Annotated in this window: 22 protein-coding genes; 12 read left to right on the top strand and 10 right to left on the bottom strand. The window is 66.4% G+C overall.

Annotation, left to right across the window (positions count from 1 at the left end):
• On the top strand, positions 1 to 1,866 hold the full coding sequence (dxs, locus tag VIM12_RS16720; RefSeq protein WP_331942804.1) for a 1-deoxy-D-xylulose-5-phosphate synthase: 1,866 nt from the start codon (positions 1 to 3) through the stop codon (positions 1,864 to 1,866).
• 66 nt (positions 1,867 to 1,932) lie between these two features.
• Here the strand turns inward: dxs and VIM12_RS16725 are convergent, their stop codons facing one another.
• A complete protein-coding gene (locus tag VIM12_RS16725) occupies positions 1,933 to 2,490 on the bottom strand; it encodes a cob(I)yrinic acid a,c-diamide adenosyltransferase (protein ID WP_331942805.1) in 558 nt (185 codons plus the stop codon).
• A gap of 192 nt (positions 2,491 to 2,682) precedes the next feature.
• Between VIM12_RS16725 and VIM12_RS16730 the strand changes: the two genes are divergently transcribed.
• The 5 genes from VIM12_RS16730 (at position 2,683) to glcF (ending at position 8,984) form a co-directional block, all read left to right on the top strand.
• Positions 2,683 to 4,092, top strand: coding sequence for an FAD-binding oxidoreductase (locus VIM12_RS16730; protein ID WP_331942806.1), 1,410 nt, complete (start codon positions 2,683 to 2,685; stop codon positions 4,090 to 4,092).
• Positions 4,093 to 4,144: 52 nt separating this feature from the next.
• On the top strand, positions 4,145 to 5,035 hold the full coding sequence (locus VIM12_RS16735; RefSeq protein ID WP_331942807.1) for a LysR substrate-binding domain-containing protein: 891 nt from the start codon (positions 4,145 to 4,147) through the stop codon (positions 5,033 to 5,035).
• Positions 5,036 to 5,172: 137 nt separating this feature from the next.
• Positions 5,173 to 6,669, top strand: coding sequence for an FAD-linked oxidase C-terminal domain-containing protein (locus VIM12_RS16740; RefSeq protein WP_331942808.1), 1,497 nt, complete (start codon positions 5,173 to 5,175; stop codon positions 6,667 to 6,669).
• 9 nt (positions 6,670 to 6,678) lie between these two features.
• The gene (glcE, locus tag VIM12_RS16745) at positions 6,679 to 7,740 is read left to right on the top strand and encodes a glycolate oxidase subunit GlcE (RefSeq protein ID WP_331942809.1); all 1,062 of its coding nucleotides are present in this window, start codon (positions 6,679 to 6,681) and stop codon (positions 7,738 to 7,740) included.
• Between the two features lie 2 nt (positions 7,741 to 7,742).
• Positions 7,743 to 8,984 (top strand): glycolate oxidase subunit GlcF, encoded by a 1,242-nt coding sequence (gene glcF / locus VIM12_RS16750; protein ID WP_331942810.1) that lies wholly within the window; start codon positions 7,743 to 7,745, stop codon positions 8,982 to 8,984.
• Between the two features lie 250 nt (positions 8,985 to 9,234).
• Here the strand turns inward: glcF and VIM12_RS16755 are convergent, their stop codons facing one another.
• The 3 genes from VIM12_RS16755 to VIM12_RS16765 form a co-directional block, all read right to left on the bottom strand.
• Positions 9,235 to 9,720, bottom strand: a complete 486-nt coding sequence (locus tag VIM12_RS16755; RefSeq protein WP_331942811.1) for a glutathione peroxidase — start codon at positions 9,718 to 9,720, stop codon at positions 9,235 to 9,237.
• On the bottom strand, positions 9,720 to 10,856 hold the full coding sequence (locus VIM12_RS16760; protein ID WP_331942812.1) for a PilT/PilU family type 4a pilus ATPase: 1,137 nt from the start codon (positions 10,854 to 10,856) through the stop codon (positions 9,720 to 9,722). The genes VIM12_RS16755 and VIM12_RS16760 overlap by 1 nt, the downstream gene beginning before the upstream one ends.
• Before the next feature lie 64 nt (positions 10,857 to 10,920).
• On the bottom strand, positions 10,921 to 11,964 hold the full coding sequence (locus VIM12_RS16765; protein WP_331942813.1) for a type IV pilus twitching motility protein PilT: 1,044 nt from the start codon (positions 11,962 to 11,964) through the stop codon (positions 10,921 to 10,923).
• 65 nt (positions 11,965 to 12,029) lie between these two features.
• On the opposite strand from VIM12_RS16765, the gene VIM12_RS16770 reads away from it, so the two are divergent.
• Together VIM12_RS16770 and proC are read left to right on the top strand one after the other, a co-directional pair.
• On the top strand, positions 12,030 to 12,734 hold the full coding sequence (locus tag VIM12_RS16770) for a YggS family pyridoxal phosphate-dependent enzyme (protein WP_331942814.1): 705 nt from the start codon (positions 12,030 to 12,032) through the stop codon (positions 12,732 to 12,734).
• Positions 12,724 to 13,548 carry a pyrroline-5-carboxylate reductase gene (gene proC, locus VIM12_RS16775; RefSeq protein WP_331942815.1) on the top strand — a complete coding sequence of 275 codons (825 nt, stop codon included), beginning with the start codon at positions 12,724 to 12,726 and terminating at the stop codon, positions 13,546 to 13,548. Before VIM12_RS16770 ends, proC begins: the two co-directional genes overlap by 11 nt.
• Here proC and VIM12_RS16780 read toward each other — a convergent pair.
• The 6 genes from VIM12_RS16780 to recG form a co-directional block, all read right to left on the bottom strand.
• Positions 13,545 to 13,853: a YqjK family protein gene (locus VIM12_RS16780; RefSeq protein ID WP_331942816.1), complete on the bottom strand. Its 309-nt coding sequence runs from the start codon at positions 13,851 to 13,853 to the stop codon at positions 13,545 to 13,547. The two genes, proC and VIM12_RS16780, sit on opposite strands and share 4 nt — an antisense overlap.
• Positions 13,850 to 14,215 (bottom strand): phage holin family protein, encoded by a 366-nt coding sequence (locus tag VIM12_RS16785; RefSeq protein ID WP_331942817.1) that lies wholly within the window; start codon positions 14,213 to 14,215, stop codon positions 13,850 to 13,852. Before VIM12_RS16785 ends, VIM12_RS16780 begins: the two co-directional genes overlap by 4 nt.
• Positions 14,216 to 14,219: 4 nt before the next feature.
• Positions 14,220 to 14,552, bottom strand: coding sequence for a DUF883 family protein (locus VIM12_RS16790; protein ID WP_331942818.1), 333 nt, complete (start codon positions 14,550 to 14,552; stop codon positions 14,220 to 14,222).
• 90 nt (positions 14,553 to 14,642) lie between these two features.
• Complete coding sequence (gene ubiA / locus VIM12_RS16795; RefSeq protein WP_331942819.1) at positions 14,643 to 15,497, bottom strand: 4-hydroxybenzoate octaprenyltransferase; 855 nt, start codon at positions 15,495 to 15,497, stop codon at positions 14,643 to 14,645.
• A gap of 112 nt (positions 15,498 to 15,609) precedes the next feature.
• The gene (locus VIM12_RS16800; protein WP_331942820.1) at positions 15,610 to 16,557 is read right to left on the bottom strand and encodes a hydrogen peroxide-inducible genes activator; all 948 of its coding nucleotides are present in this window, start codon (positions 16,555 to 16,557) and stop codon (positions 15,610 to 15,612) included.
• A 104-nt stretch (positions 16,558 to 16,661) separates the two neighbouring features.
• Positions 16,662 to 18,737, bottom strand: a complete 2,076-nt coding sequence (recG, locus tag VIM12_RS16805) for an ATP-dependent DNA helicase RecG (protein ID WP_331942821.1) — start codon at positions 18,735 to 18,737, stop codon at positions 16,662 to 16,664.
• Positions 18,738 to 18,891: 154 nt separating this feature from the next.
• On the opposite strand from recG, the gene queA reads away from it, so the two are divergent.
• From queA to secD, 4 genes are all read left to right on the top strand, one after another.
• Positions 18,892 to 19,911: a tRNA preQ1(34) S-adenosylmethionine ribosyltransferase-isomerase QueA gene (gene queA, locus VIM12_RS16810; protein WP_331942822.1), complete on the top strand. Its 1,020-nt coding sequence runs from the start codon at positions 18,892 to 18,894 to the stop codon at positions 19,909 to 19,911.
• Positions 19,911 to 21,038 (top strand): tRNA guanosine(34) transglycosylase Tgt, encoded by a 1,128-nt coding sequence (gene tgt, locus VIM12_RS16815; protein ID WP_331942823.1) that lies wholly within the window; start codon positions 19,911 to 19,913, stop codon positions 21,036 to 21,038. Before queA ends, tgt begins: the two co-directional genes overlap by 1 nt.
• Positions 21,039 to 21,172: 134 nt before the next feature.
• Positions 21,173 to 21,439 (top strand): preprotein translocase subunit YajC, encoded by a 267-nt coding sequence (gene yajC, locus VIM12_RS16820; RefSeq protein ID WP_331943856.1) that lies wholly within the window; start codon positions 21,173 to 21,175, stop codon positions 21,437 to 21,439.
• 69 nt (positions 21,440 to 21,508) lie between these two features.
• Entirely contained in the window at positions 21,509 to 23,368 is a 1,860-nt protein-coding gene (gene secD, locus VIM12_RS16825) for a protein translocase subunit SecD (RefSeq protein ID WP_331942824.1), read from the top strand.
• Positions 23,369 to 23,371: the final 3 nt, after the last annotated feature.

The following is a 23,371-nucleotide window of genomic DNA, read 5'->3' on the forward strand; positions in this document are numbered from 1 at the left end:
ATGGACCTGCTGAAAAATATCGATGCGCCCGCCGATCTGCGAGCACTGAGCCGCGCGCAACTCAGGCCGCTGGCCGACGAACTGCGCGCCTTCGTGCTCGATTCGGTGTCGAAGACCGGCGGCCACCTGTCATCGAATCTCGGCACGGTGGAGCTGACCATCGCGCTGCACTATGTGTTCAACACCCCGGAAGACCGCATTGTCTGGGATGTCGGCCACCAGACCTATCCCCACAAGATCCTGACCGGACGACGCGACCGCATGCATACGCTGCGGCAGCTGCACGGCATTTCCGGGTTCCCGCGCCGGGACGAGAGCGAATACGACACTTTCGGCACCGCGCATTCCTCGACCTCGATCTCCGCGGCGCTCGGCATGGCGCTGGCCGCCCGCGCCAAGGGCGAGAACCGGCATGCGATCGCGGTGATCGGCGACGGCGCGATGACGGCGGGAATGGCCTTCGAGGCGCTCAACAACGCCGGCGTCTGCAACGACGTCAACCTGCTCGTGATCCTCAACGACAACGACATGTCGATCTCGCCGCCGGTCGGCGCGCTCAACCGCTACCTGGCGCGCCTGTTGTCGGGCAAGTTCTACGCCGCCGCCAAGAACGTCGGCAAGCAGGTGCTGCCCGGCCCGATGCTGGAGCTGGCCAAGCGCCTGGAGGAGCATGCGAAGGGCATGGTCATGCCCGCCACCATGTTCGAGGAGTTCGGTTTCAACTACATCGGCCCGATCGACGGTCATGACCTCGATGCGCTGGTGCCGACCCTGCAGAACCTGAAGAACCTGAAGGGGCCGCAGTTCCTGCACGTGGTCACCAGGAAGGGACAGGGCTACAAGCTGGCGGAGGCCGACCCGGTGCTTTATCACGGCCCGGGCAAGTTCAACCCGGCCGAAGGCATCAAGCCGGCCACGGCGGGCAAGCTGACCTACACCCAGGTGTTCGGCGACTGGCTGTGCGATATGGCGGCACACGACAAGCGCCTGTTCGCGATCACGCCCGCGATGCGCGAGGGTTCCGGCATGGTGCAGTTCGAACAGCGCTTCCCGGACCGCTACTTCGATGTCGGCATCGCCGAGCAGCACGCGGTCACCTTCGCCGCCGGCCTGGCCTGCGAAGGGCTGAAGCCGGTGGTCGCGATCTACTCGACCTTCCTGCAGCGCGGTTACGACCAGCTGATCCACGACGTCGCACTGCAGAACCTCGACGTCACGTTTGCGCTCGACCGCTCCGGCCTGGTCGGCGCGGACGGTGCGACACATGCCGGCAACTACGACATACCCTACCTGCGCTGCATCCCCAACATGGTGCTGATGGCGGCGTCCGACGAAAACGAATGCCGCCAGATGCTGACCACCGCCTACCAGTACCCGGGACCGGCGGCGGTGCGGTATCCGCGCGGGGCGGGCGTTGGGGCCGCGGTGGCGAAGGAGCTGACGGCGCTGCCGCTCGGCAAGGGCGAGGTGCGGCGTGAAGGCAAGGGCATTGCGATCCTGGCCTTCGGCACGATGCTCGCGCCCAGCCTCGCTGCGGCGGAGGAGCTTGATGCAACCGTCGCCAACATGCGTTTCGTGAAGCCGCTCGACGCGGCGCTGGTCAGGCAACTGGCGCAGAGCCACGATGCCATCGTCACGGTGGAGGAGGGCGCCCTGATGGGCGGCGCGGGCTCCGCGGTGGCCGAAGCGCTGGCCGAGGCCGGCATCACCAGGCCGCTGCTGCAGCTCGGCCTGCCCGACAAGTTCATCGACCACGGCGACCCGGCCCTGCTGCTGTCGATGTGCGGGCTGGACGCGGGCGGCATCGCCGCCTCGATCCGCAAGCGTTTCGGCAAGGACGAGCCGCGGCTGGTCGTCAACAACTGAAGCGGACGCCGTCGCCCGCTGGCGCGGGCGGGCGTCCCTTCTTCCCGCAGCGCGCCGCAGGGTGCTTCAGGCGTCGCGCTTCCTGTCTTTCTCCCACAGCACGTCGCCGCCCCCTGCGTAGCGGTTCAGCACGCGTGACAGCACGAACATCAGGTCGGACAGCCGGTTGGTATAGCGGCGCGGGTTGTCATGTATCGCCTCGCTGTTGCCGAGGCTGACGATCGCGCGTTCCGCGCGGCGGCAGATGGTGCGGCAGACATGGGCCAGCGCCGCGGAACGCGCGCCGGCCGGCAGGATGAAGTCCTTCAGCGGCGGCAGGTCGGCATTGTATTTCTCGAGGAGGCCGTCGAGGCGGGCCACGTGGGCGTCGGTGATCAGCTGATAGCCGGGAATGCAGAGTTCGCCGCCCAGGTCGAACAGATCGTGCTGGATGGAGACCAGTTCCTCGCGCAGGTCGGGTGGCAGCGTCTCGCACAGGAGCAGGCCGATGTGGGAATTGAGTTCGTCCACGTCGCCCATTGCATGCACCCGCAGGCTGTCCTTCGGCACGCGGCTGCCGTCGCCCAGTCCGGTGCTGCCGTTGTCGCCGGTGCGGGTGGCGATCTTCGAAAGTCGGTTTCCCATGGTCGCGAAAGAGTCGTAAAAGCGCCAAGCATACGGCAAAAGACCGGGGCGGGCTGTCGCCGGGATGCCAATGCAAGGCCGGAGTAGAATCGCTGGAAGATGCTGCGGAAAAGGCGGCACAGGAAGCGTCACAAGAAGCGGCAGCAGGTGCCGTACCCACGGCGGGATTGGCATGAACCAACGGAGACGAGCATGGACCAGGTGACCAGCATCGGCGCATTGCGCAAGCCGCTTCCCGAAGAACTCCGGCTGGCGCTTGCGGCGCTGTTCGAGGACCGCTTCTCCACTGCCGCCGCGATCCGCGAGCATCACGGCCGCGACGAGTCCTCCTATGACCCGATGCCGCCGGACGCCGTCGTGTTCGCCCAGGACACCGAGGAAGTCGCGCAGGCGGTGAGCCTGTGCGCCGCCCATGGCGTTCCCGTCATTCCATATGGCACCGGTACCTCGCTCGAAGGCCATGTGCTTGCGCTGCGAGGCGGCGTCACCATCGACCTGTCCCAGATGAACCGGGTGCTGGCCGTCCATGCCGATGACCTGACCGCCACCGTCCAGGCCGGCGTCACCCGCAAGCAGCTGAACCAGGAAATACGGGACACCGGGCTGTTCTTCCCGATCGATCCCGGCGCCGACGCCTCGCTCGGCGGCATGGCGGCTACCCGGGCGTCCGGCACCAATGCCGTCCGTTATGGCACGATGCGCGAGAACACCCTGGCGCTGACGGTGGTCACGGCCGACGGCAATGTCATCAAGACCGGCACCCGCGCCCGGAAGTCCTCCGCGGGCTACGACCTGACCCGCGTCTTCGTCGGCAGCGAAGGCACGCTGGGCATCATCACCGAGGTCACCGTGCGGCTGTATCCGCAGCCGGAGGCGGTGTCGGCGGCAGTCTGTTCCTTTCCGTCCACCGCGGCAGCGGTGAACTGCGTGATCCGCACCATACAGATGGGTATCCCGGTGGCCAGGGTGGAATTCCTCGACGAGAACAGCGTGCGCTCCATCAATGCGCACGACAGTCTGGCGCTGCCGGAAAAGCCGCTGCTGCTGTTCGAATTCCACGGCAGCGAGCACGGCGTCCGCGAGCAGGCGCAACTGGTCCAGGACATCGCCGCGGAACACGGCGCCGACGGCTTCGAATGGGCGACCCGCCCAGAGGACAGGACGCGCCTCTGGACGGCGCGCCACAATGCGTATTTCGCGATGCTGCAGATGCGTCCGGGCGCCCGGGCCATCTCGACCGATTGTTGCGTGCCGATCTCGCGCCTGGCGGAATGCATCCTCGACACCCAGGCGGACTGCGAGAAGCAGCAGATGGTGTACGCGATCATCGGTCACGTCGGCGACGGCAATTTCCACGTGCTGATGATGATCGACCCGCATGACCCGGTGGACGTCGCGAAGGCCGAGGGCGTCAATGCGCGCATGGTGGCGCGGGCGCTGAGCATGGACGGCACCTGCACCGGCGAGCATGGGGTGGGCATGCACAAGATGGACTTCCTGCTTCAGGAGCATGGCGCGCCGGCGATCGACATGATGCGCCTGCTCAAGCGGGCATTCGACCCCGCCAATATCATGAACCCGGGCAAGATCGTCCGCTGGTAGGATGTGGGCTGCGGCTTACCGTAGCCCGGCGTCTTCACTTTCTCCTGTTCCCATGGCAATTCGTCTTCCCCCGGTACACGCACTGTCCGCTTTCGAAGCGGCGGCCCGCCATGGCTCGTTCGCGCTCGCCGCGGAAGAGCTGTGCATCACGCCGTCCGCGCTGTCGCACCGGATCCGGCTGCTCGAGGATTTCCTCGGCGAACGCCTGTTCGTGCGCGACGGCCGCAGCGTGACTTTGTCGGAATTCGGCCGCCGCTACCTGGACGTGGTGCGCAACGCGCTGCGCACGCTGTCGGACTTCCCGTTGCCGCACCGAAGCGCGCCGGCGCAGCCGCGCATCAAGGTGACGGTGCCGCCCACCTTTGCCCGCTGCCTGCTGGTGCCGCGCCTGGCCGAGTTCGCCGCGCTGCATCCGGACATCGTGGTCGAGCTCTTCCTGTCGGTGCCGCTGTACGACCTCGGCCTCGGCGAGAGCGACGTCGAGGTTCGCTTCGGTGCCGGCCGCTACCCGGACATCGTCACCGAAAAGCTGTTCGAGGAGCCGACCTTCGCCGTCGCCAGTCCCACCTACCTGGAGCGCATCGGGGGCATGCAGGCGCCGCGTGACCTGTCGCGCGCGACGCTGCTGCGCTCGGCCCTGGAGCCATGGCAGCCCTGGTTCGAAGTGGCAGGACTGGACTGGCCCGAGCCTTCCGCCAGCCTGCGCCTGGACGACCTCGGCCTGCTGCTGGAGGCGGTGCGCAACGGGCTGGGCGTCGGACTCAGCCGCAAGCATTTCGTGCAGGACCTGATCGCGCGCGGCGAGATCGTCCACCTGTTCCCGGAAGTGCAGCTGAAAACGCCGCCGCACGCCTACTACGTGGTGTACGAGCAGGCGGTGCGGCGCCGTCCGGAAGTCGCCGCATTCGTCGACTGGATGCTCGGCGCCTTCCGCCGGCTCTAGGTTGACAAGCTGGCAAGTGCGCGCCCGGGTGAAAATTATTCACCGCGCGTGCACAAGCTTTTCAGGCCGCGACGGGCCTGGCCGCCCCTGCGCGCAGGCGGATTTCGCTACACTCTCAGGCTCGACGAGGACCGCCCATGAATGCCCCATCCCATCCCGCCCAGCCGTCCTTCACCCTTGAGCGCCAGCGCCAGGTGGTGGATGCGCTGAACCGACTGCTGCCGGAAGGCTGCGTGTTGTTCAATGAAGAAGACACCCGGCCCTACGAATGCGACGGCCTGTCCGCCTACCGGCAGCTGCCGATGGTGGTGGTGCTGCCGCAGACCGAGGCCCAGGTGGTCGAGGTGCTGAAAACCTGCCGTGCGCTGCAGGCGCCGATCGTACCCCGCGGCGCCGGCACCGGCCTGTCCGGCGGCGCCATGCCGATCGCCGACGGGGTGGTGCTGTCGACCGCAAAGCTGAACAAGATCCTGAAGGTGGACGCCTATTCCCGCACGGCGGTGGTGCAGCCCGGCGTGCGCAACCTTGCCATCTCGGAGGCCGCGAATCCGCACGGGCTCTATTACGCGCCGGATCCGTCGTCGCAGATCGCCTGCACCATCGGCGGCAACGTCGCCGAGAATTCCGGCGGCGTGCATTGCCTGAAGTACGGCCTCACGGTGCACAACGTGCTGCGGGTACGGATGGTGACGATCGAGGGCGAGATCGTCGAACTCGGCGGCGGCGCGCTCGACGCGCCCGGCCTCGACCTGCTGGCCGTGTTCATCGGCTCGGAGGGCATGCTTGGCGTCGTCACCGAGGTCACGGTGCGGCTGGTGCCGAAACCCCAGGTGGCGCGGGTGATCATGGCGTCCTTCGACGACGTGGTGAAGGGCGGCGACGCGGTGGCCGAAGTCATCGCCGCCGGCATCATTCCCGCCGGACTGGAGATGATGGACAAGACCTCGTCGCGCATGGTGGAGCCGTTCGTGAAGGCCGGCTACGACACCGAGGCGGAAGCCATCCTGCTGTGCGAGTCCGACGGCATCCCGGAAGAGGTGGAGGAGGAGATCGCGCGCATGAGCGAGGTGCTGAAGGCCTCCGGCGCGACCGCGATCGCGGTCTCCCAGAACGAGGCGGAGCGCCTGAAGTTCTGGTCCGGCCGCAAGAACGCCTTTCCCGCTGCCGGCCGCATCTCCCCCGACTACTACTGCATGGACGGCACCATCCCGCGCAAGCGCCTGGCCGAAGTGCTGATCCGCATCACCGAGATGGAGGGCAAGCATGGCCTGCGCTGCGCGAACGTGTTCCATGCGGGCGACGGCAACCTGCACCCGCTGATCCTGTTCGACGCCAACCAGCCGGGCGAATTCGAGCGCGCCGAAGCCTTCGGCGCCGACATCCTCGAACTCTGCGTCCAGGTCGGCGGCACCATCACCGGCGAGCACGGGGTGGGCATCGAGAAAATCAATTCCATGTGCGTGCAGTTCTCGCCGCAGGAGCTGGAAGCCTTCTTCGCGGTCAAGCGGGCGTTCGATACCGCTTTTCTGCTCAATCCGGATAAGGCGATCCCGACCCTGCACCGCTGCGCGGAGGGCGGAAAGATGCGGGTGTCGGCCGGGCTTTCGAAGTTCGCCGACCTGCCACGGTTTTAAGGGAAACAGATGGAACAGGCATTGCAAGAATTTCGCGACGTGGTGGCCTCGGCCGGCGCTGCCGGGAAGCCGCTGCGCGTCCGCGGCGGCGGCACCAAGGACTGGTACGGCCAGCAGATGGACGGCGAGATCCTCGACACGCGCGAATACAGCGGCATCATCGACTATGAGCCGACCGAGCTGGTGATCACCGCGCGCTGCGGCACCCCGCTGGCGGAGATCGAGGCGGTGCTGGCGCAACGCAACCAGATGCTGGCGTTCGAGCCGCCGCACTTCGGCCCCGGCAGCACCATCGGTGGTGTCGTGGCGGCCGGCCTTTCCGGTCCGGGCCGCCAGGCCTCGGGCGCGGTACGCGACTTCGTGCTCGGCGCTGCGCTGATGAACGGCAAGGGCGAGACCCTGCGCTTCGGCGGGCAGGTGATGAAGAATGTCGCCGGCTATGACGTGTCGCGCCTGCTTGCCGGTTCGCTCGGCACCCTCGGCCTGATCCTGGACGTGTCGCTGAAGGTGCTGCCGCGGCCATTGCGCGAGACCACGTTGCGCTTCGAGCTGAGCGAGGCCCGCGCGATCGAGCAGCTGAACGCGTGGGGCGGCCAGCCGCTGCCGGTGTCGGCCAGCGCCTGCCATGGCGGCGTGCTGATCGTGCGCCTGTCCGGCGCCGAGGCGGCCGTCCGCGCGGCAAAGCAGAAGATGGGCGGCGAGGAGGATGCGCAGGCCGGCCAGTTCTGGGGCGGGCTGCGCAACCAGGACAATGTGTTCTTCGCGGACGGCGACCTGCCCCTGTGGCGCCTCTCCGTGCCGTCGGTTGCGCCGCCGCTGGCGCTTGACGGCGAGCAGCTGATCGAGTGGGGTGGTGCGCAGCGCTGGCTGCGCACCGGTCTCGATGCCGGCACGATCCGTTCCGCCGCCGCGCAGGCCGGCGGCCATGCCACCCTGTACCGTGGCGGCGACAAATCCGCCGGCGTGTTCCATCCGCTGGCGCCGGCCGTCGCGAAAATCCACCGCAACCTGAAGAATGCCTTCGATCCGTCCGGGATCTTCAATCCGGGCCGGATGTATCCCGACCTGTAAGCATGCAAACCAATCTCGCTGATTTCATCAAGAACACCCGCGAAGGCGAGGAAGCCGACGCGATCCTGCGCAAGTGCGTGCACTGCGGCTTCTGCACGGCGACCTGCCCGACCTACCAGCTGCTCGGCGACGAGCTCGACGGCCCGCGCGGCCGCATCTACCTGATGAAGCAGGTGCTGGAAGGGAAGCCGGCGACGAAGAAGACCCAGGTCCATCTCGACCGCTGCCTGACCTGCCGCAATTGCGAGTCCACCTGTCCGTCCGGCGTGCAGTACGGCCGCCTAGTCGACATCGGCCGCAATATCGTCGAGAAACAGGTGCGCCGTCCCTTGTCCGAACGCATCGTGCGCACCGTGCTGAAGGAGGCGCTGCCGCGCAAGTGGCTGTTCCGCCCGGCGATGAAGGCGGGCCAGATGGTACGGCCGCTGCTGCCGGCGGTATTGAAGAACAAGGTGCCGGCACCGCAGGAGGCCGGCCGGTGGCCGCGCACCGCGCATGCGCGCAAGATGCTGCTGCTGGACGGCTGCGTGCAGCCGTCGATGGCCCCCAACACCAATGCCGCGACCGCCCGCGTGCTCGATGCCCTCGGCGTGCAGCTGGTGGTGGCGCCGAAGGCCGGCTGCTGCGGCGCGATCCGGTTCCACATGAACGATCAGGAAGGCGGCCTCGACGACATGCGCCGCAACATCGACGCCTGGTGGCCGGAAGTCGAGGCCGGCGCCGAGGCCATCGTAATGACCGCCTCCGGCTGCGGCGTCACGGTCAAGGACTACGGCCACCTGCTGGCCCACGATCCGAAGTATGCGGAAAAGGCGGCGCGCATTTCCGCCCTGACGAAAGACCTGAGCGAGATCCTGCCGTCCTTCACCGCGGAATTGCAGAAGAAGCTGGCCGGGAAGGCCGGTCCGCGGGTCGCCTGGCATCCGCCGTGCACGCTGCAGCACGGCCAGCAGATCCGCGGCAAGGTGGAAGACGTATTGCGCGCCATCGGCGTCGACGTGCAGTTGTGCGCGGACAGCCACCTCTGCTGCGGCTCGTCCGGCACCTACTCGGTGCTGCAGCCCGACCTGGCCTACCAGCTGCGGGACAACAAGCTGAAGAACCTGCAGGCGACGAAGCCCGACATGATCGTTTCGGCAAACATTGGCTGCCAGACCCATCTGCAGTCCGGGACCGACACCCCGGTCGCGCACTGGATAGAGCTGGTCGACCGGGCGCTTGCCGCCGATGCATTCGCGGCGTGAATACGCGTCATGGCCATTGGTGATTGGAAGGCAGGGAAGCCGGCACCACCTGTTCCCTGCAGCCCATTAACCAGGAAACCAGCCATGAGCCTGTTGTCCATTGCCGTCGTCGGCGCGCTCGCCGCCTTCGCCGCCGCAGAAGCCCTCGCATTCGCGATCCTCAAGGAGGCGCGCCCTGCCATGCGGCGCGTGCGGGCGGAATAAAAAAAGGGCGCCGACGGCGCCCCATTCTTCGTTGCCGCGGGATGTCCTATTCCGCCAGCAGCTTCTCGATGTCCGCAGCCAGTTCCCTCGGCGCGGTCTGCGGCGCGTAGCGCTTGTACACCGTGCCGTCCTTTTTCACCAGGAACTTGGTGAAATTCCACTTGATCGCTTCGGTGCCCATCAGGCCGGGCGCCGCCTTCTTCAGGTGGCGGTAGAGCGGGTCGGCATGCTCGCCATTGACGTCGATCTTGGCGAACATCGGGAAACTGACGCCGTAGTTCTTCTCGCAGAACGCCCCGATCTCGTCGGCGCTGCCCGGTTCTTGCGCGCCGAACTGGTTGCACGGGAAACCAAGCACCTCCAGCCCCCGCTGGCGGTACTGGCCGTACAACTCCTCCAGGCCCTTGTACTGCGGGGTGAAGCCGCATTTGCTCGCGGTATTCACGATGAGCAGGACCTTGCCGCGGAACGCGGCCAGGTCGACGGGCGCGCCCGCCAATGCCGGCAGGCTGAAGTCATGGACGGTGGTCATCAGACAATCCCCAGGTGTTCGGTGCCCTTGTTCAGGTCGCGGCCCTTTGCATCCTTGCTGTTGAGCTTGATCGACAGCCGCAGGTCGTTGACCGAATCCGCGTTGCGCAGCGCATCCTCGTAGGAAATCTTGCCGAGTTCATACAGGTCGAACAGCGCCTGGTCGAAAGTCTGCATGCCGAGCTCGCGCGACTTCTTCATGATTTCCTTGATCTCGTGCACCTCGCCCTTGAAGATCAGGTCGGAAATCAGCGGCGAGTTCAGCATCACCTCCACCGCCGCGCACCGGCCCTTGGTGTCCTTCAACGGCACCAGGCGCTGCGAAATCATGGCCTTGAGATTGAGTGACAAATCCATCAGAAGTTGCGCGCGCCGCTCTTCCGGGAAGAAGTTGATGATGCGGTCGAGCGCCTGGTTCGCACTGTTGGCGTGCATGGTGGCCAGGCAAAGGTGGCCGGTCTCGGCGAAGGCCACTGCATAGTCCATGGTCTCGCGGTCGCGGATCTCGCCGATCAGGATCACGTCCGGCGCCTGGCGCAGTGTGTTCTTGAGGGCGGCGAACCAATCCGCGGTGTCGACCCCGACCTCGCGCTGCGTGATGATGCAGTTCTTGTGCGGATGCACATACTCGACCGGGTCCTCGATCGTGATGATGTGGCCGTAGCTGTTCTCGTTGCGGTAGCCGATCATGCCGGCCAGCGTCGTCGACTTGCCGGAGCCGGTGGCGCCGACCATGATCACCAGGCCGCGCTTGGTCATCGCCACTTCCTTCAGCACCTCGGGCACGCCCAGGTCTTCCAGCTTCGGAATGGTCGTCGTGATGGTCCGCAGGACCATGCCGACCTTGCCCTGCTGGACAAAGGCCGAGACCCGGAAACGGCCGAGGCCGCCCGGGCTGATCGCGAAGTTGCACTCCTTGGTTGCCTCGAATTCGGCTGCCTGCTTGTCGTTCATGACCGCACGCGCCAGTTCCACCGTATGAGTGGCGCTCAGCGGCTGGTTGGAGACCGGCGTCATTTTGCCGTCGATCTTGAAGGCCGGCGGAAAGTCGGCGGTGATGAAGAGGTCGGAGCCGTTCTTGCTGAGCATCAGCCGCAGCAGGTCGTGCATGAACTTGGTGGCCTGGTCGCGTTCCATTCGCTGTCCTTGAGAACGCGCGGCCGTTGCCGCGCGGGTGTGGGCTTGTGACGGAGGCCGGGAATCAGCCCAGGAAGTTTTCCGGGATCTTCGCGGCCGAGCGTGCGGCCGCAGCCGAAATCACGTTGCGGCGCACCAGCTCGGTGAGGTTCTGGTCCAGCGTCTGCATGCCGACGTTGCTGCCGGTCTGAATCGACGAATACATCTGGGCGATCTTCGCTTCCCGGATCAGGTTGCGGATGGCGGGCGTGCCGAGCATGATCTCGTGCGCGGCCACGCGGCCGGTGCCGTCCTTGGTCTTCAGCAGCGTCTGCGAGATCACCGCCTGCAGCGATTCCGACAGCATCGCGCGCACCATTTCCTTTTCCTCGGCCGGAAACACGTCGACGATACGGTCGATGGTCTTGGCGGCGGAAGAGGTGTGCAGCGTGCCGAACACAAGGTGGCCGGTCTCGGCCGCGGTCAGCGCCAGGCGGATGGTCTCGAGGTCGCGCAGTTCGCCGACCAGGATCGCGTCCGGATCTTCCCGCAGCGCCGAGCGCAACGCATTCTGGAAAGAGATGGTGTGCGGTCCGACTTCACGCTGGTTGACCAGGCACTTCTTCGACTCGTGCACGAATTCGATCGGGTCCTCGACGGTCAGGATGTGACCGTACTCGGTCTCGTTCAGGTGATTGATCATGGCGGCCAGCGTGGTCGACTTGCCGGAGCCGGTCGGGCCGGTCACCAGCACCAGGCCGCGCGGCTTGAGCGCCAGCTCGGCGAAGATCTTCGGCGCATTCAGTTCTTCCAGCGTCAGCACCTTGGATGGAATCGTCCGCAGCACGGCGGCGGCGCCGCGGTCCTGGTTGTAGGCGTTGACGCGGAAGCGGGCCAGGCCGGGGATGGCGAAGGAGAAGTCGCACTCCAGGATTTCTTCGTATGCCTTGCGCTGACCGTCGTTCATGATGTCATAGATCATCCCGTGCACGTCGCGATGCTCGAGCGGCGGCAGGTTGATGCGCCGCACGTCGCCGTGGACCCGGATCATCGGCGGCAGGCCGGCCGACAGGTGCAGGTCGGACGCCTTGTTTTTCACGGCGAAGGCAAGAAGTTCGGAGATGTCCATTTATAATCCTTGGGCTGGCAAAAATGCCATGGTGAACCGGGCAGTATTGCCTGAGGCAAACGATTATGTCCTCAATTTCTCACAACTTGCAAGCCGTCAGGGACCGTATCGCCACAGCGGAAAAGGCCGCCGGAAGGGCTGCCGACGAGGTCGGCCTGCTGGCCGTGTCGAAGACCTTCGACGCGGCGGCGGTGCTGGAGGTGGCCGAGGCCGGACAGCGGCGTTTCGGCGAGAACTACCTGCAGGAGGCGCTCGACAAGATGGCCGAGGTCAGCCGCCTGCGTCCCGGCCTGTTGCTCGAATGGCATTTCATCGGACCGATCCAAAGCAACAAGACCAGGCTGATTGCCGAGCATTTCGACTGGGTCCATTCGGTGGACCGGTTCAAGATCGCGCAGCGGCTGTCCGACCAGCGTCCGGAGAGCCTGCCACCGCTGAACATCTGCCTGCAGGTCAACATCAGCGGCGAGGCGAGCAAGAGCGGCGTGCCGCCGCGGGAAGCGATTGCCCTGGCGATGCAGGTGGCCGCGCTGCCGCGCCTGCGCCTGCGCGGACTGATGACGATTCCCGAGCCGGCCGCCACCGAAGAACGGCAACGCGGGCCGCTGCGCGCGCTGCGCCTGCTGGCGGCCGACATGCGTGAACGCGGCATTGCCCTCGACACGCTGTCCATGGGCATGTCGAACGACCTCGAGGCCGCGGTCGCCGAGGGCGCGACCCTCGTCAGGATAGGAACGGCGATTTTTGGAAAAAGGAACTATGCACACTGACCTCAAGCTCGCCTTCATCGGCGGGGGCAACATGGCGGCCGCCCTGATCGGCGGCCTGGCGGACAAGCTCACTCCCGCCGCCAACATCCACGTGGTCGACCCGAACCCCGACACCCTCGACAGGCTGCGGCAGAAATTCGGCGTCGCGACTGCATCGTCCATTGACGCGGCGCTCGCGGCGCGCGACGTCGTCGTGCTGGCGGTGAAGCCGCAACAGATGAAGGACGTCGTCGCCGCCCTGCGTCCGCATCTCGGCGCGCAGCTGATCCTCTCGGTCGCGGCCGGCGTGCGGGCGGTCGACCTGTCGTCCATGCTCGGCGGGCACGGCGCCATCGTGCGCACCATGCCGAACACCCCGGCGCTGATCGGCAAGGGCATCACCGGCATGGCCGCGCTGCCGGGCGTTTCGCCGGCCCAGCGCGAGGCGGCCGACGCCATCATGCGGGCAGTCGGATCCACGGTGTGGCTGTCGGACGAAGCGCTGCTCGACCCGGTCACCGCCGTCTCCGGCAGCGGCCCCGCCTATGTCTTCTATTTCATCGAGGCGATGCAGCAGGCGGCCCAGGAAATGGGGCTGAGCCCGGAGCAGGGCGTGGAGCTGGCTGTCGCCACCTTCGTCGGCGCGGCGCAACTCGCCGCAGAAGCCGACGAACCGGTATCGGTGCTGCGGGAGCGCGTGACGTCCAAGGGTGGAACCACCCACGCCGCGCTGACCAGCATGGAAAGCGACGGCGTCAGGCAGTCGATCGTCAAGGCGCTGAAGGCCGCCGCGGCACGCGGCAAGGAAATGGGCGAGGAATTCGGGCGCGGCTAACGGCGCTGCAGGAACGCCTGCAGTTGCGGCGCCAGCGTGCGCCAGGTGCGCAAAGCCTGCGCTGTCCCCCGCAATGCCGCCGAAATGCGGCGCGGGGTGAGCATCACGACGCCGAGCGCCGCCAGCGCCAGCCACTCCGGATGCTGGCGTAGGCGTCCGGCGACCTGCAACCCGGCCTGCACCGACGTCAGCGCCTGGCCGACGGGTTCGAGTTGCGCGGCGAGGCGCGCACGCTGCAGATGGCATTGCGCCACCAACTGCTGCCGGCGCAGCATGACCTCGCGGGCGCGGTCATTGATCTTCATGGCTGGGGTCGAAGGGCTTCGCGGTCGCGCGCAAGTTCCATCATCGTATGCGCGAGCAGCGGCGGCTTGAGGCGATAGGCGCGGCGCAGCCGCAGGCCGAGCGCGGCCGCCGCGCCGCCGAACAGCGCGATCAGCAGCATCAGTACCGCAACCCGGTGCGTCTCCCAGAACAGCACCACCAGCAGCACCGCGGCGAGAACGACCGCAATGCCGAGGCAGAACAACGCCGCCAGCGACAGCATCAGGTAGGAAAAATAGCGGAGCGACTCTTCCTCCACCTCTGCCGCGGCAAGTTCGACCCGGGTTTGCAGGATGGCGAGCAGCGAGGCGGCGAGGCGTGCCGCCGAGTCGGCCAGGATCATGATGTCAGCGCCGCCCCAGCCACATCCCGAGCAGCACGCCGGCGACCGCCCCGATGCCGACCGCCTGCCAGGGATTCTGCTGCACATACCTGTCGGTGGTGTCGATTGCCTCGCGCGCCGCACCGCCCAGCAATTCTTCAAGCTCGGCCAGGCTGTCCTGCGCCGCACCGAGGGTAGTCTCGAAACGCGCGCGTGCGGCGTCATAGCCTTCGCCTGCCTGCTGGCCGGTGGCGCGCAGCATCTGCTCTGCATCCTTCATCACCAGCTTCAGGTCGTCCAGCAGCCGTTCGCGGCCGGTGCCGGTCTGTCCGTTGCCGTTGCCATTGCCTTCGGCCATGCGCATTCTCCCCGTGTCGTTGTCTGAATGGAGTGTAGGTAAGGGCCTTTGCCCGATCTTGCGCCTGGTCAAACCCCCGCCGGCCGCCGTTTAGCGGAAGGCGTAATCGAGGGCGATGCCGGCGAAGATCGCGGCGCCAAGCCAGTTGTTGTGGCGGAAGGCGGCAAAGCAGCGCATCCGGTCGCGCCCGCGTATCAGCGTGTAGTGATACACCGCGCAGCCGGCGGCGACCGCCAGTCCTGCGACGAACCAGGCCCGCAGCCCGTAGTGCCAGCCGACCAGGAACACCAGCGCGAAGCTGGCCGCGTAGCACAGCATCACCGCGGCGACGTCGAAGCGACCGAAGGTGATGGCGGAAGTGCGGATGCCGATCTTCAGGTCGTCGTCGCGGTCGACCATCGCATACTCGGTATCGTAAGCCACCGCCCAGAACACATTGGCAAGCAGCAGCAGCCAGGCCGCCGGCGGTACCGTGCCCTGCACCGCGGCGTAGGACATCGGGATGCCGAAGCCGAAGGCGATGCCCAGGTAGGCCTGGGGGATCGCGAAGAAGCGCTTGAAGTAGGGATAGCTGCCGGCGATCAGCAGCGCCGCCACCGACAGCTGCTTGGTCAGTGTATTGAGCGGCAGGATCAGCAGGAAGGCAATCAGAGACAGCACCGCCGCCACTGCCACCGCCTCCCAGGCGGCAATGCGGCCGCTGGTGAGCGGCCGTTCGGCGGTCCGCTTTACATGGCGGTCGAAGTCGCGGTCCGCATAGTCGTTGATCGCGCAGCCGGCGGAGCGCATCAGCACCGTGCCAAGCGTGAAGATCGCCAGCAGCGCCCAGTCGGGCCGTCCCTCCGAGGCCAGCCAGAGGGCGGCGAGCGTCGGCCACAGCAGCAGCAGTATGCCGATCGGCTTGTCCAGGCGGACCAGGCGGAAGTAAAGCGCAAGACGGTGCATGGGTCGGAAATCGGGCCGAAAGAAAACGCGCATTATAAGCGCGACGCAAGGCCGCCCCGGGCGGCTTGACAGCGCCGCGCGGCAGGGAGCGACGCGGTAAAGGGACGCGTCCTCAGGCCGCGGCCTGTTCGGCTTCGCCCAGCATCGTTACGCCGTGCAGGTCGCAGGACAGCACGGCGTCGCGGACGGCTTCGATGGCGGCGCCGCGGGTGAAGCTCTTGCGCCAGGCGATCACCACGCGACGCGACGGTCCGGGTTCGGCAAACGGGACGTAGCGCAGCATGCCGTCCCTGGGGTCGGTGTCGGCCACCGACGCGCGCGGCAGCACGGTGATGCCGATGCCGGAGGCGACCATGTGACGGATGGTCTCCAGCGAAGAGCCTTCGAAGGTGCGGGCAATGCCGTCGCCGCTGGTGGAGAAGCGCGCCATCTCCGGGCACACTTCCAGCACCTGGTCGCGGAAGCAGTGGCCGTTCCCGAGCAGCAGCATGGTCTCCGACTTCAGTTCTTCCGCATCGATCGACTTGCGCCCGGCCCATGGATGACTGCGGGGCAGCGCGACGATGAAGGGTTCGTCGTACAGCGGCGCCACCGACAGGCCCTGGTCGGCAAACGGCAGCGCCATGATTGCGGCGTCGAGTTCGCCCTGGCGCAGCAGTTCGATCAGCTTGCTGGTGAAATTTTCCTGCAGCACCAGCGGCATCTGCGGCACGTTCTCGATCATGGTCTTGACCAGGTGCGGCAGCAGGTAGGGTGCAATCGTATAGATCACGCCGAGGCGCAGCGGGCCGGCAAGCGGATCCTTGTTCTGTTTTGCGATCTCCTTGATGGCCGCGGTCTGCTCCAACACCCGTTCCGCCTGCGCCACGATCTGGGCGCCGATCGGCGTCACCGAGATCTCGGAGCCGCCGCGCTCGAAGATCGCGACGCCCAGCTCATCTTCCAGTTTCTTGATTGCAACCGAGAGGGTCGGCTGCGCAACGAAGCAGGCTTCCGCGGCATGCCCGAAGTGCTTCTCGCGGGCAACGGCCACGATGTATTTGAGTTCGGTAAGCGTCATGATGGGTATTCGCTCGGCCAGTTAGATGGCTATCTTGGGTCAACCTTCCATAGTATATGTCTATGGAGCCGTCGTTGCCAGCCCGGCTGTCCGGCTTTGAGCCGCTACACCTTGAGGAATTCCTCGCGTCCGCCGAGCCAGCGGGCGAGATGGGCGTCCACCGTCGCCGGGTCGTCGCGCAGCAACTGCCGGGCGATGTCCCGGGCCTTTTCCACCAGCCACTGGTCGGTCTCGAGATCGGCGAAGCGCAACATTGCCTGCCCTGACTGCCGGGCGCCCAGGAATTCGCCCGGGCCCCGGATGTCGAGGTCGCGGCGGGCGATCTCGAAGCCGTCCGTGGTCTCGCGCATCGTCATCAGCCGCTGCTTCGCGATCGGGCCGAGCGGGGCCTGGTACAGCAGCAGGCAGATGCTGGCCGCCGAACCGCGCCCGACACGGCCGCGCAACTGGTGCAGCTGCGAGAGCCCGAAGCGTTCCGCGTGCTCGATCACCATCAGCGACGCATTGGGCACGTCCACCCCGACCTCGATTACCGTGGTCGCGACCAGCACATGCGTGTCGCCGCGGATGAACGCCTCCATCACCATCTGCTTTTCGGCCGGTTTCATCCGGCCGTGCACCAGGCCGACGCGCAGGTCGGGCAGCGCCTCGGCCAGCGCGGCGTGGGTATCGGTCGCGGTCTGCAGCTGCAGCGCCTCCGATTCCTCGATCAGCGGGCATACCCAGTAGGCCTGCCGTCCTTCCAGGGCCGCCGCATGCACCCGTTCGATCACTTCCTCGCGCCGGTTCTGGTCGATGGTGCGGGTGACGATCGGCGTGCGCCCGGGCGGCAGCTCGTCGATCACCGAGACTTCCAGGTCGGCGTAATAGGTCATGGCCAGGGTGCGCGGGATCGGCGTCGCCGACATCATCAGCTGGTGCGGCACGGTCTGCGCGACCTGCTCCAGCCCCTTGTTGCGCAGCGCCAGCCGCTGGCCGACGCCGAACCGGTGCTGCTCGTCGACGATGACCAGGCCGAGGCGTCCGAACTCCACGCCTTCCTGGATCAATGCGTGGGTGCCGATCACCAGCTGGGCCTCGCCCGATTCGATCAGCGCCTGCGCGCTCTCCTTCTCCTTCTTCTTCAGGCTGCCGGTGAGCCAGGCGACCCGGACCCCGAGCGGCGCCATCCACTGCGCGATCTTGCGGAAATGCTGTTCCGCCAGGATTTCGGTCGGCGCCATCAGCGCCGCCTGGCAGCCGCTGTCGATCGCCTGGGCGGCCGCCAGTGCCGCCACCACCGTCTTGCCGCTGCCGACGTCTCCCTGCAGCAGGCGCTGCATCGGCCAGGACTGCCGCAGGTCCTCGCGGATCTCTTCCAGTACCCGCTGCTGCGCACCGGTCAGGCTGAACGGCAGCTGCGCCAGGAATTCCCGCGACAGCCTGCCGACCGCGGGCAGGGCCGTGGCGCCCCTGGCCCGGCGGGCGGCCTGGGCCCGCTTCAGCGACAGCTGCTGCGCCAGCAGCTCGTCGAATTTCATGCGTATCCAGGCGGGGTGCGAGCGGTCCATCAGCGCCGCCTCGCTGACCGCCGGCGGCGGGTTGTGCAGCAGCCGCACCGCGCCATCGAAAGGCTCCAGCCGCAGCGATTGCAGGATGGCGGGCGGCAGCGTGTCGCGCCAGTCGACGCGGCTCATCGCGTTGGCGATCGCGGTGCGGAGGTAGGCCTGCGACAGGCCCTCGCCGGCAGGATAGACCGGCGTCAGCGATTGCGGCAGGGGCGCGCCTTCATTGACGACCTTGTATGCCGGATGGACCATCTCCGCGCCGAAGAAACCGTGCCTTACCTCGCCCCGGGCGCGGATGCGGGTGCCGGCTTCCAGCTGCTTGAGCTGGCTGCCGTAGAAATTCAGGAAACGCATCACCAGCGGGCCGGAGTCGTCGGCAATGGTGACCACCAGCTGCCGGCGCGGGCGGTACTGCACGTCGCACTGCGTGACCACGCCCTCGACCTGGGCCGGCGCACCTGCCATGAAGCCGGCCTCGGCTATCGGCACCACCTGGGTTTCGTCCTCGTAGCGCATCGGCAGGTGCAGCACCAGGTCCATGTCGGTGCGCAGGCCCAGCTTGGCCAGCTTGGTGCGGGCGATTTCTGCTTTCGACTTGGCGGGACGTGCGGGCGTGCGCTTGGCAACGGGCATGAGTATTCGTGCGGCAGGGCGTAAAATAGCGGGTTTTGTTGATGTCGGCGACGCCGTCCGGGCGCGCACGCGTTTGCCATTGTATGGCAATCCTGCCAATGCGGAAATGCGCAAGTCGCCGGTCCGCCCCCGCCGTCCCGTCGCCGCTCCTTGTATGTATTCCCTGTCCGATTTCGATTTCCACCTGCCGCCCGAACTCATCGCGCAAATGCCGCTGGCGCAGCGCAGCGCGTCGCGCCTGCTGCATGTCGACGGCGTCGCGCTGTACGACCGCGCGTTTGCCGACATCGTCGACCTGCTGTCGCCGGGCGACCTGCTGGTCTTCAACGACACCCGCGTGCTGAAGGCGCGCTTCTTCGGCGCCAAGGAGACCGGCGGCAAGGTCGAGGTTCTGGTCGAGCGCGTGCTCGACGGCCGCAACGTGCACGCCCAGGTCAGGGCCTCGAAGACGCCGCAGCCGGGTAGCCGGATCCGCCTGGCCGATGCCTTCGAGGTCACGGTGGGCGAGCGCGCCGGCGAATTCTTCACCCTGCACTTTCCCTCCGACGTGTTCGACCTGATCGAGGCGCACGGCCGGCTGCCGCTCCCGCCCTACATCGCGCACGATGCCGACGCAATCGACGAGCAGCGATACCAGACCGTCTATGCGAAGGAGCCGGGCGCGGTCGCGGCGCCGACCGCCGGCCTGCATTTCGACCAGCCGCTGCTCGACCGCCTGCGCGAGCGCGGCGTGAACTTCGCCTACGTGACGCTGCATGTCGGCGCCGGCACCTTCCAGCCGGTGCGCAGCGAGAACCTGGCGGAACACAAGATGCACACAGAGTGGTACACGATGCCCGCCGCCACCGTGGATGCGGTGCGTGCGACAAAGGCCGCCGGCGGTCGCGTGGTGGCCGTCGGCACCACCAGCATGCGTGCGCTGGAGTCGGCGTCGCAGGGCGGCGCTTTGCAGCCCGGCAGCGGCGACACCGCGCTGTTCATCACCCCCGGCTACGCCTTCAGGACAGTCGACCGCCTGGTGACCAATTTCCACCTGCCCAAGTCGACGCTGCTGATGCTGGTCTCGGCGTTCGCCGGCTACGCGGAGATCCGCGCGGCATACGCGCACGCGATCGAACGGCGCTACCGCTTTTTCAGCTATGGCGACGCCATGCTCCTGACCCGAAAAGACTGATGCTCAATTTCAAACTGCTCAAGACCGACGGCAAGGCCCGCCGCGGCCGTCTCACGCTGAACCACGGCGTGGTCGAAACCCCGATCTTCATGCCGGTCGGCACCTACGGCTCCGTCAAGGCGATGTCGCCGCTGGAGCTCAAGGAGATCGACGCCCAGATCATCCTCGGCAACACCTTCCACCTCTGGCTGCGGCCCGGACTGGAGGTGGTCGGCAAGTTCGACGGCCTGCACCGATTCATCGGCTGGGACAAGCCCATCCTCACCGACTCCGGCGGCTTCCAGGTGTTCTCCCTTGGCGCCATGCGCAAGATCACGGAGGAGGGCGTCAAGTTCGCTTCCCCCATCAACGGCGACAAGCTATTCCTGTCGCCGGAGATCTCGATGCAGATCCAGAAGGTGCTCAACTCGGACATCGTGATGCAGTTCGACGAGTGCACGCCCTACGAGATCGACGGCCGCCCCGCGACCGCGGACGAAGCCGGCAAGTCGATGCGCATGTCGCTGCGCTGGGCGCGGCGGTCCCGCAATGAATTCGACCAGGGGCAGAACCCGAACGCGCTGTTCGGCATCGTGCAGGGCGGAATGTTCGAGGACCTGCGCGACGAATCGCTGGCCGGCTTGCAGGAGATCGGCTTCGAGGGTTATGCGATCGGCGGGCTGTCGGTCGGCGAACCCAAGGAAGACATGATGCGTGTGCTGGAGCACGTCGGTCCCCGCCTGCCTGCCGACAAGCCGCACTACCTGATGGGTGTGGGCACCCCGGAGGACCTGGTTGCCGGCGTGGCGAACGGCGTTGACATGTTCGATTGCGTGATGCCGACCCGGAATGCACGCAACGGCTGGCTGTTCACCCGTTTCGGGGACCTCAAGATCAAGAATTCCCGCTATAAAGATGAGGATAAACCGCTGGATGAGAGCTGTGACTGTTATACATGTCGCAACTTTTCCCGCGCCTACCTGTACCACCTCCATCGCGCCGGAGAAATTCTCGGCGCACGGCTCAACACCATCCACAACCTGCACTACTATCTGCAGCTGATGCGCGAGATGCGGGCGGCGATCGACGAAGACCGCTTCCAGGCCTTCGTGGTCCGCTTTCATGCCGACCGCGCCCGGGGCGTCTGAGGGTGTTCCTGCGCAAGGATTTCCGGGCCCGGATGCTAGAATGCCGGGCTGATCATCCCCCCATTGGAGAATAAAAAGTGTTCATTTCAAACGCCTATGCCCAAACCGCATCCGCGGGCGCCGAAGCCGGCTTCATGAGCTTCCTGCCGATCATCCTGATGTTCATCGTGCTGTACTTCCTGATGATCCGTCCGCAGATGAAGCGCCAGAAGGAACAGAAGGCAATGATGGAAGCCCTGGCCAAGGGCGACGAGGTGGTGACCGCCGGCGGCATCCTCGGCAAGGTCAGCAAGGTGAGCGAAGCCTATGTCACGCTGGAGGTCTCCGACGGCACCGAGATCGTCGTGCAGAAGGTGGCGGTTTCCACGCTCTTGCCGAAGGGCACGATCAAGTCGCTGTAATCGGCACGGGAGCAGCCCGCTCCCCTCCGGGCAGGCCCTGACGCTGCCCGCACGACAATGTTGAAAGCTATGAATCGCTATCCTCTCTGGAAATACATCATCATCGTCATCGCGCTGGTTTTCGGCGTGCTGTACATGGTGCCCAACTTCTTCGGTGAATCGCCCGCGGTCCAGATCAGCAGCGCCAAGGCCACCGTGAAGATCGACCCGCGCATGATCGATCGGGTTCAGGAAGTGCTGGGCAAGGGCGAGAACGCCCCCGACAGCGTGAGCTACGACATCAGCGGCAACCAGGGCTCGGTGCGGGCGCGTTTCCGCGATACCGACACCCAGTTCCGCGCCAAGGCGCTGCTCGAGAAGTCGCTCAATACCGATCCGGCCGACCCGACCTACATCGTCGCGTTCAACCTGATGCCCAATACGCCGAAATGGCTGCAGAGCATCGGTGCGATGCCAATGTACCTCGGTCTCGACCTGCGCGGCGGCGTGCACTTCCTGATGCAGGTCGACACGCGCGGCGTGCTCAACAAGCGCCTGCAGGGGCTGCAGGCCGGCATGCGCAACGCGCTGCGCGACAAGAACGTGCGGCACGCCGGCATCACGCGCAGCGGCGACACCGTCGAGATCCGCTTCCGCGACGCCGACACGCTTGGCAAGGCGCGCGAAGTGGTGACGGCGCAGTTCGGCGACCTGCTGCTGCAGGATGTCGCCGACGGCGCCGACCTGAAGCTGGTCGCCAGCTACAAGCCGGAATCGCTGAAGGGCACCGTCGAGGAAGCCGTCCAGCAGAACATCAGCACGCTGTCAAAGCGGGTCAACGAACTCGGCGTGGCCGAGCCTGTGATCCAGCGCCAGGGCGCCGACCGCATCGTCGTGCAGCTGCCCGGCGTGCAGGATGTCTCGCGCGCGAAGGACATCATCGGACGCACCGCCACGCTGGAAGTGCGGATGGTCGACGAGTCCGTGGTGCGCGGCACCGAGGAGACCGGCGCCGTGCCGTTCGGCTCGGAACTGTTCAAGGTCGGCAAGGGAGCGCCGGTGGTGCTGTACAAGGACCCGGTGATCACCGGCGAGTACATCTCCAGCGCGACCGCCAGCTTCGACCAGAACCAGCAGCCGTCGGTCAGCATCGACCTCAACGGCGACGGCGGCAGGCGCATGCGCGAGGCGACCCGCAACAAGATCGGCAAGCTGATGGCCATCGTCCTGTTCGAAAAGAACAAGGGCGAGGTGCTGACGGTCGCCACGATCCAGGACGAGCTCGGCTCCCGCTTCCAGATCACCGGCATGGGCACCTCCGAGGCAGCCAATGACCTGGCACTGCTGCTGCGCGCCGGCTCGCTGGCGGCGCCCATGGAGATCATCGAGGAACGCACGATCGGACCGCAGCTCGGCGCGGAGAACATCAAGAAGGGCTTCAACTCGACGCTCTACGGTTTTGCCGCCATCGCCGTCTTCATGATCGTCTACTACCATCTGTTCGGCTTCTTCAGCGTGTTCGCCCTCGCGGTCAACCTGATGCTGCTGATCGCGGTGCTGTCGACGCTGCAGGCAACGCTGACACTGCCCGGCATGGCGGCGATCGCCTTCACGCTCGGCATGGCGATCGACGCCAACGTGCTGATCAACGAACGGATACGCGAGGAGCTTCGGGCCGGGAACTCGCCGCAGGCGGCGATCGCCATCGGTTTCGACCGCGCATGGGCGACCATCCTCGACTCCAACGTGACGACGATGATTGCCGGCCTCGCGCTGCTGATCTTCGGTTCCGGCGCCATCCGTGGATTTGCGGTGGTGCACTGCCTGGGCATCCTGACGTCGATCTTCTCGGCGGTCTTCGTCTCGCGCGGCATCGCCAATCTGTGGTACGGCCGCAAGAAGAAGCTGTCCGGCATTTCGATCGGGCAGGTCTGGAAACCGAACAACTGAGTC

Origin of the sequence: Noviherbaspirillum sp., assembly GCF_036563305.1 — a bacterium.
Classification (GTDB): Bacteria; Pseudomonadota; Gammaproteobacteria; order Burkholderiales; family Burkholderiaceae_D; genus Noviherbaspirillum.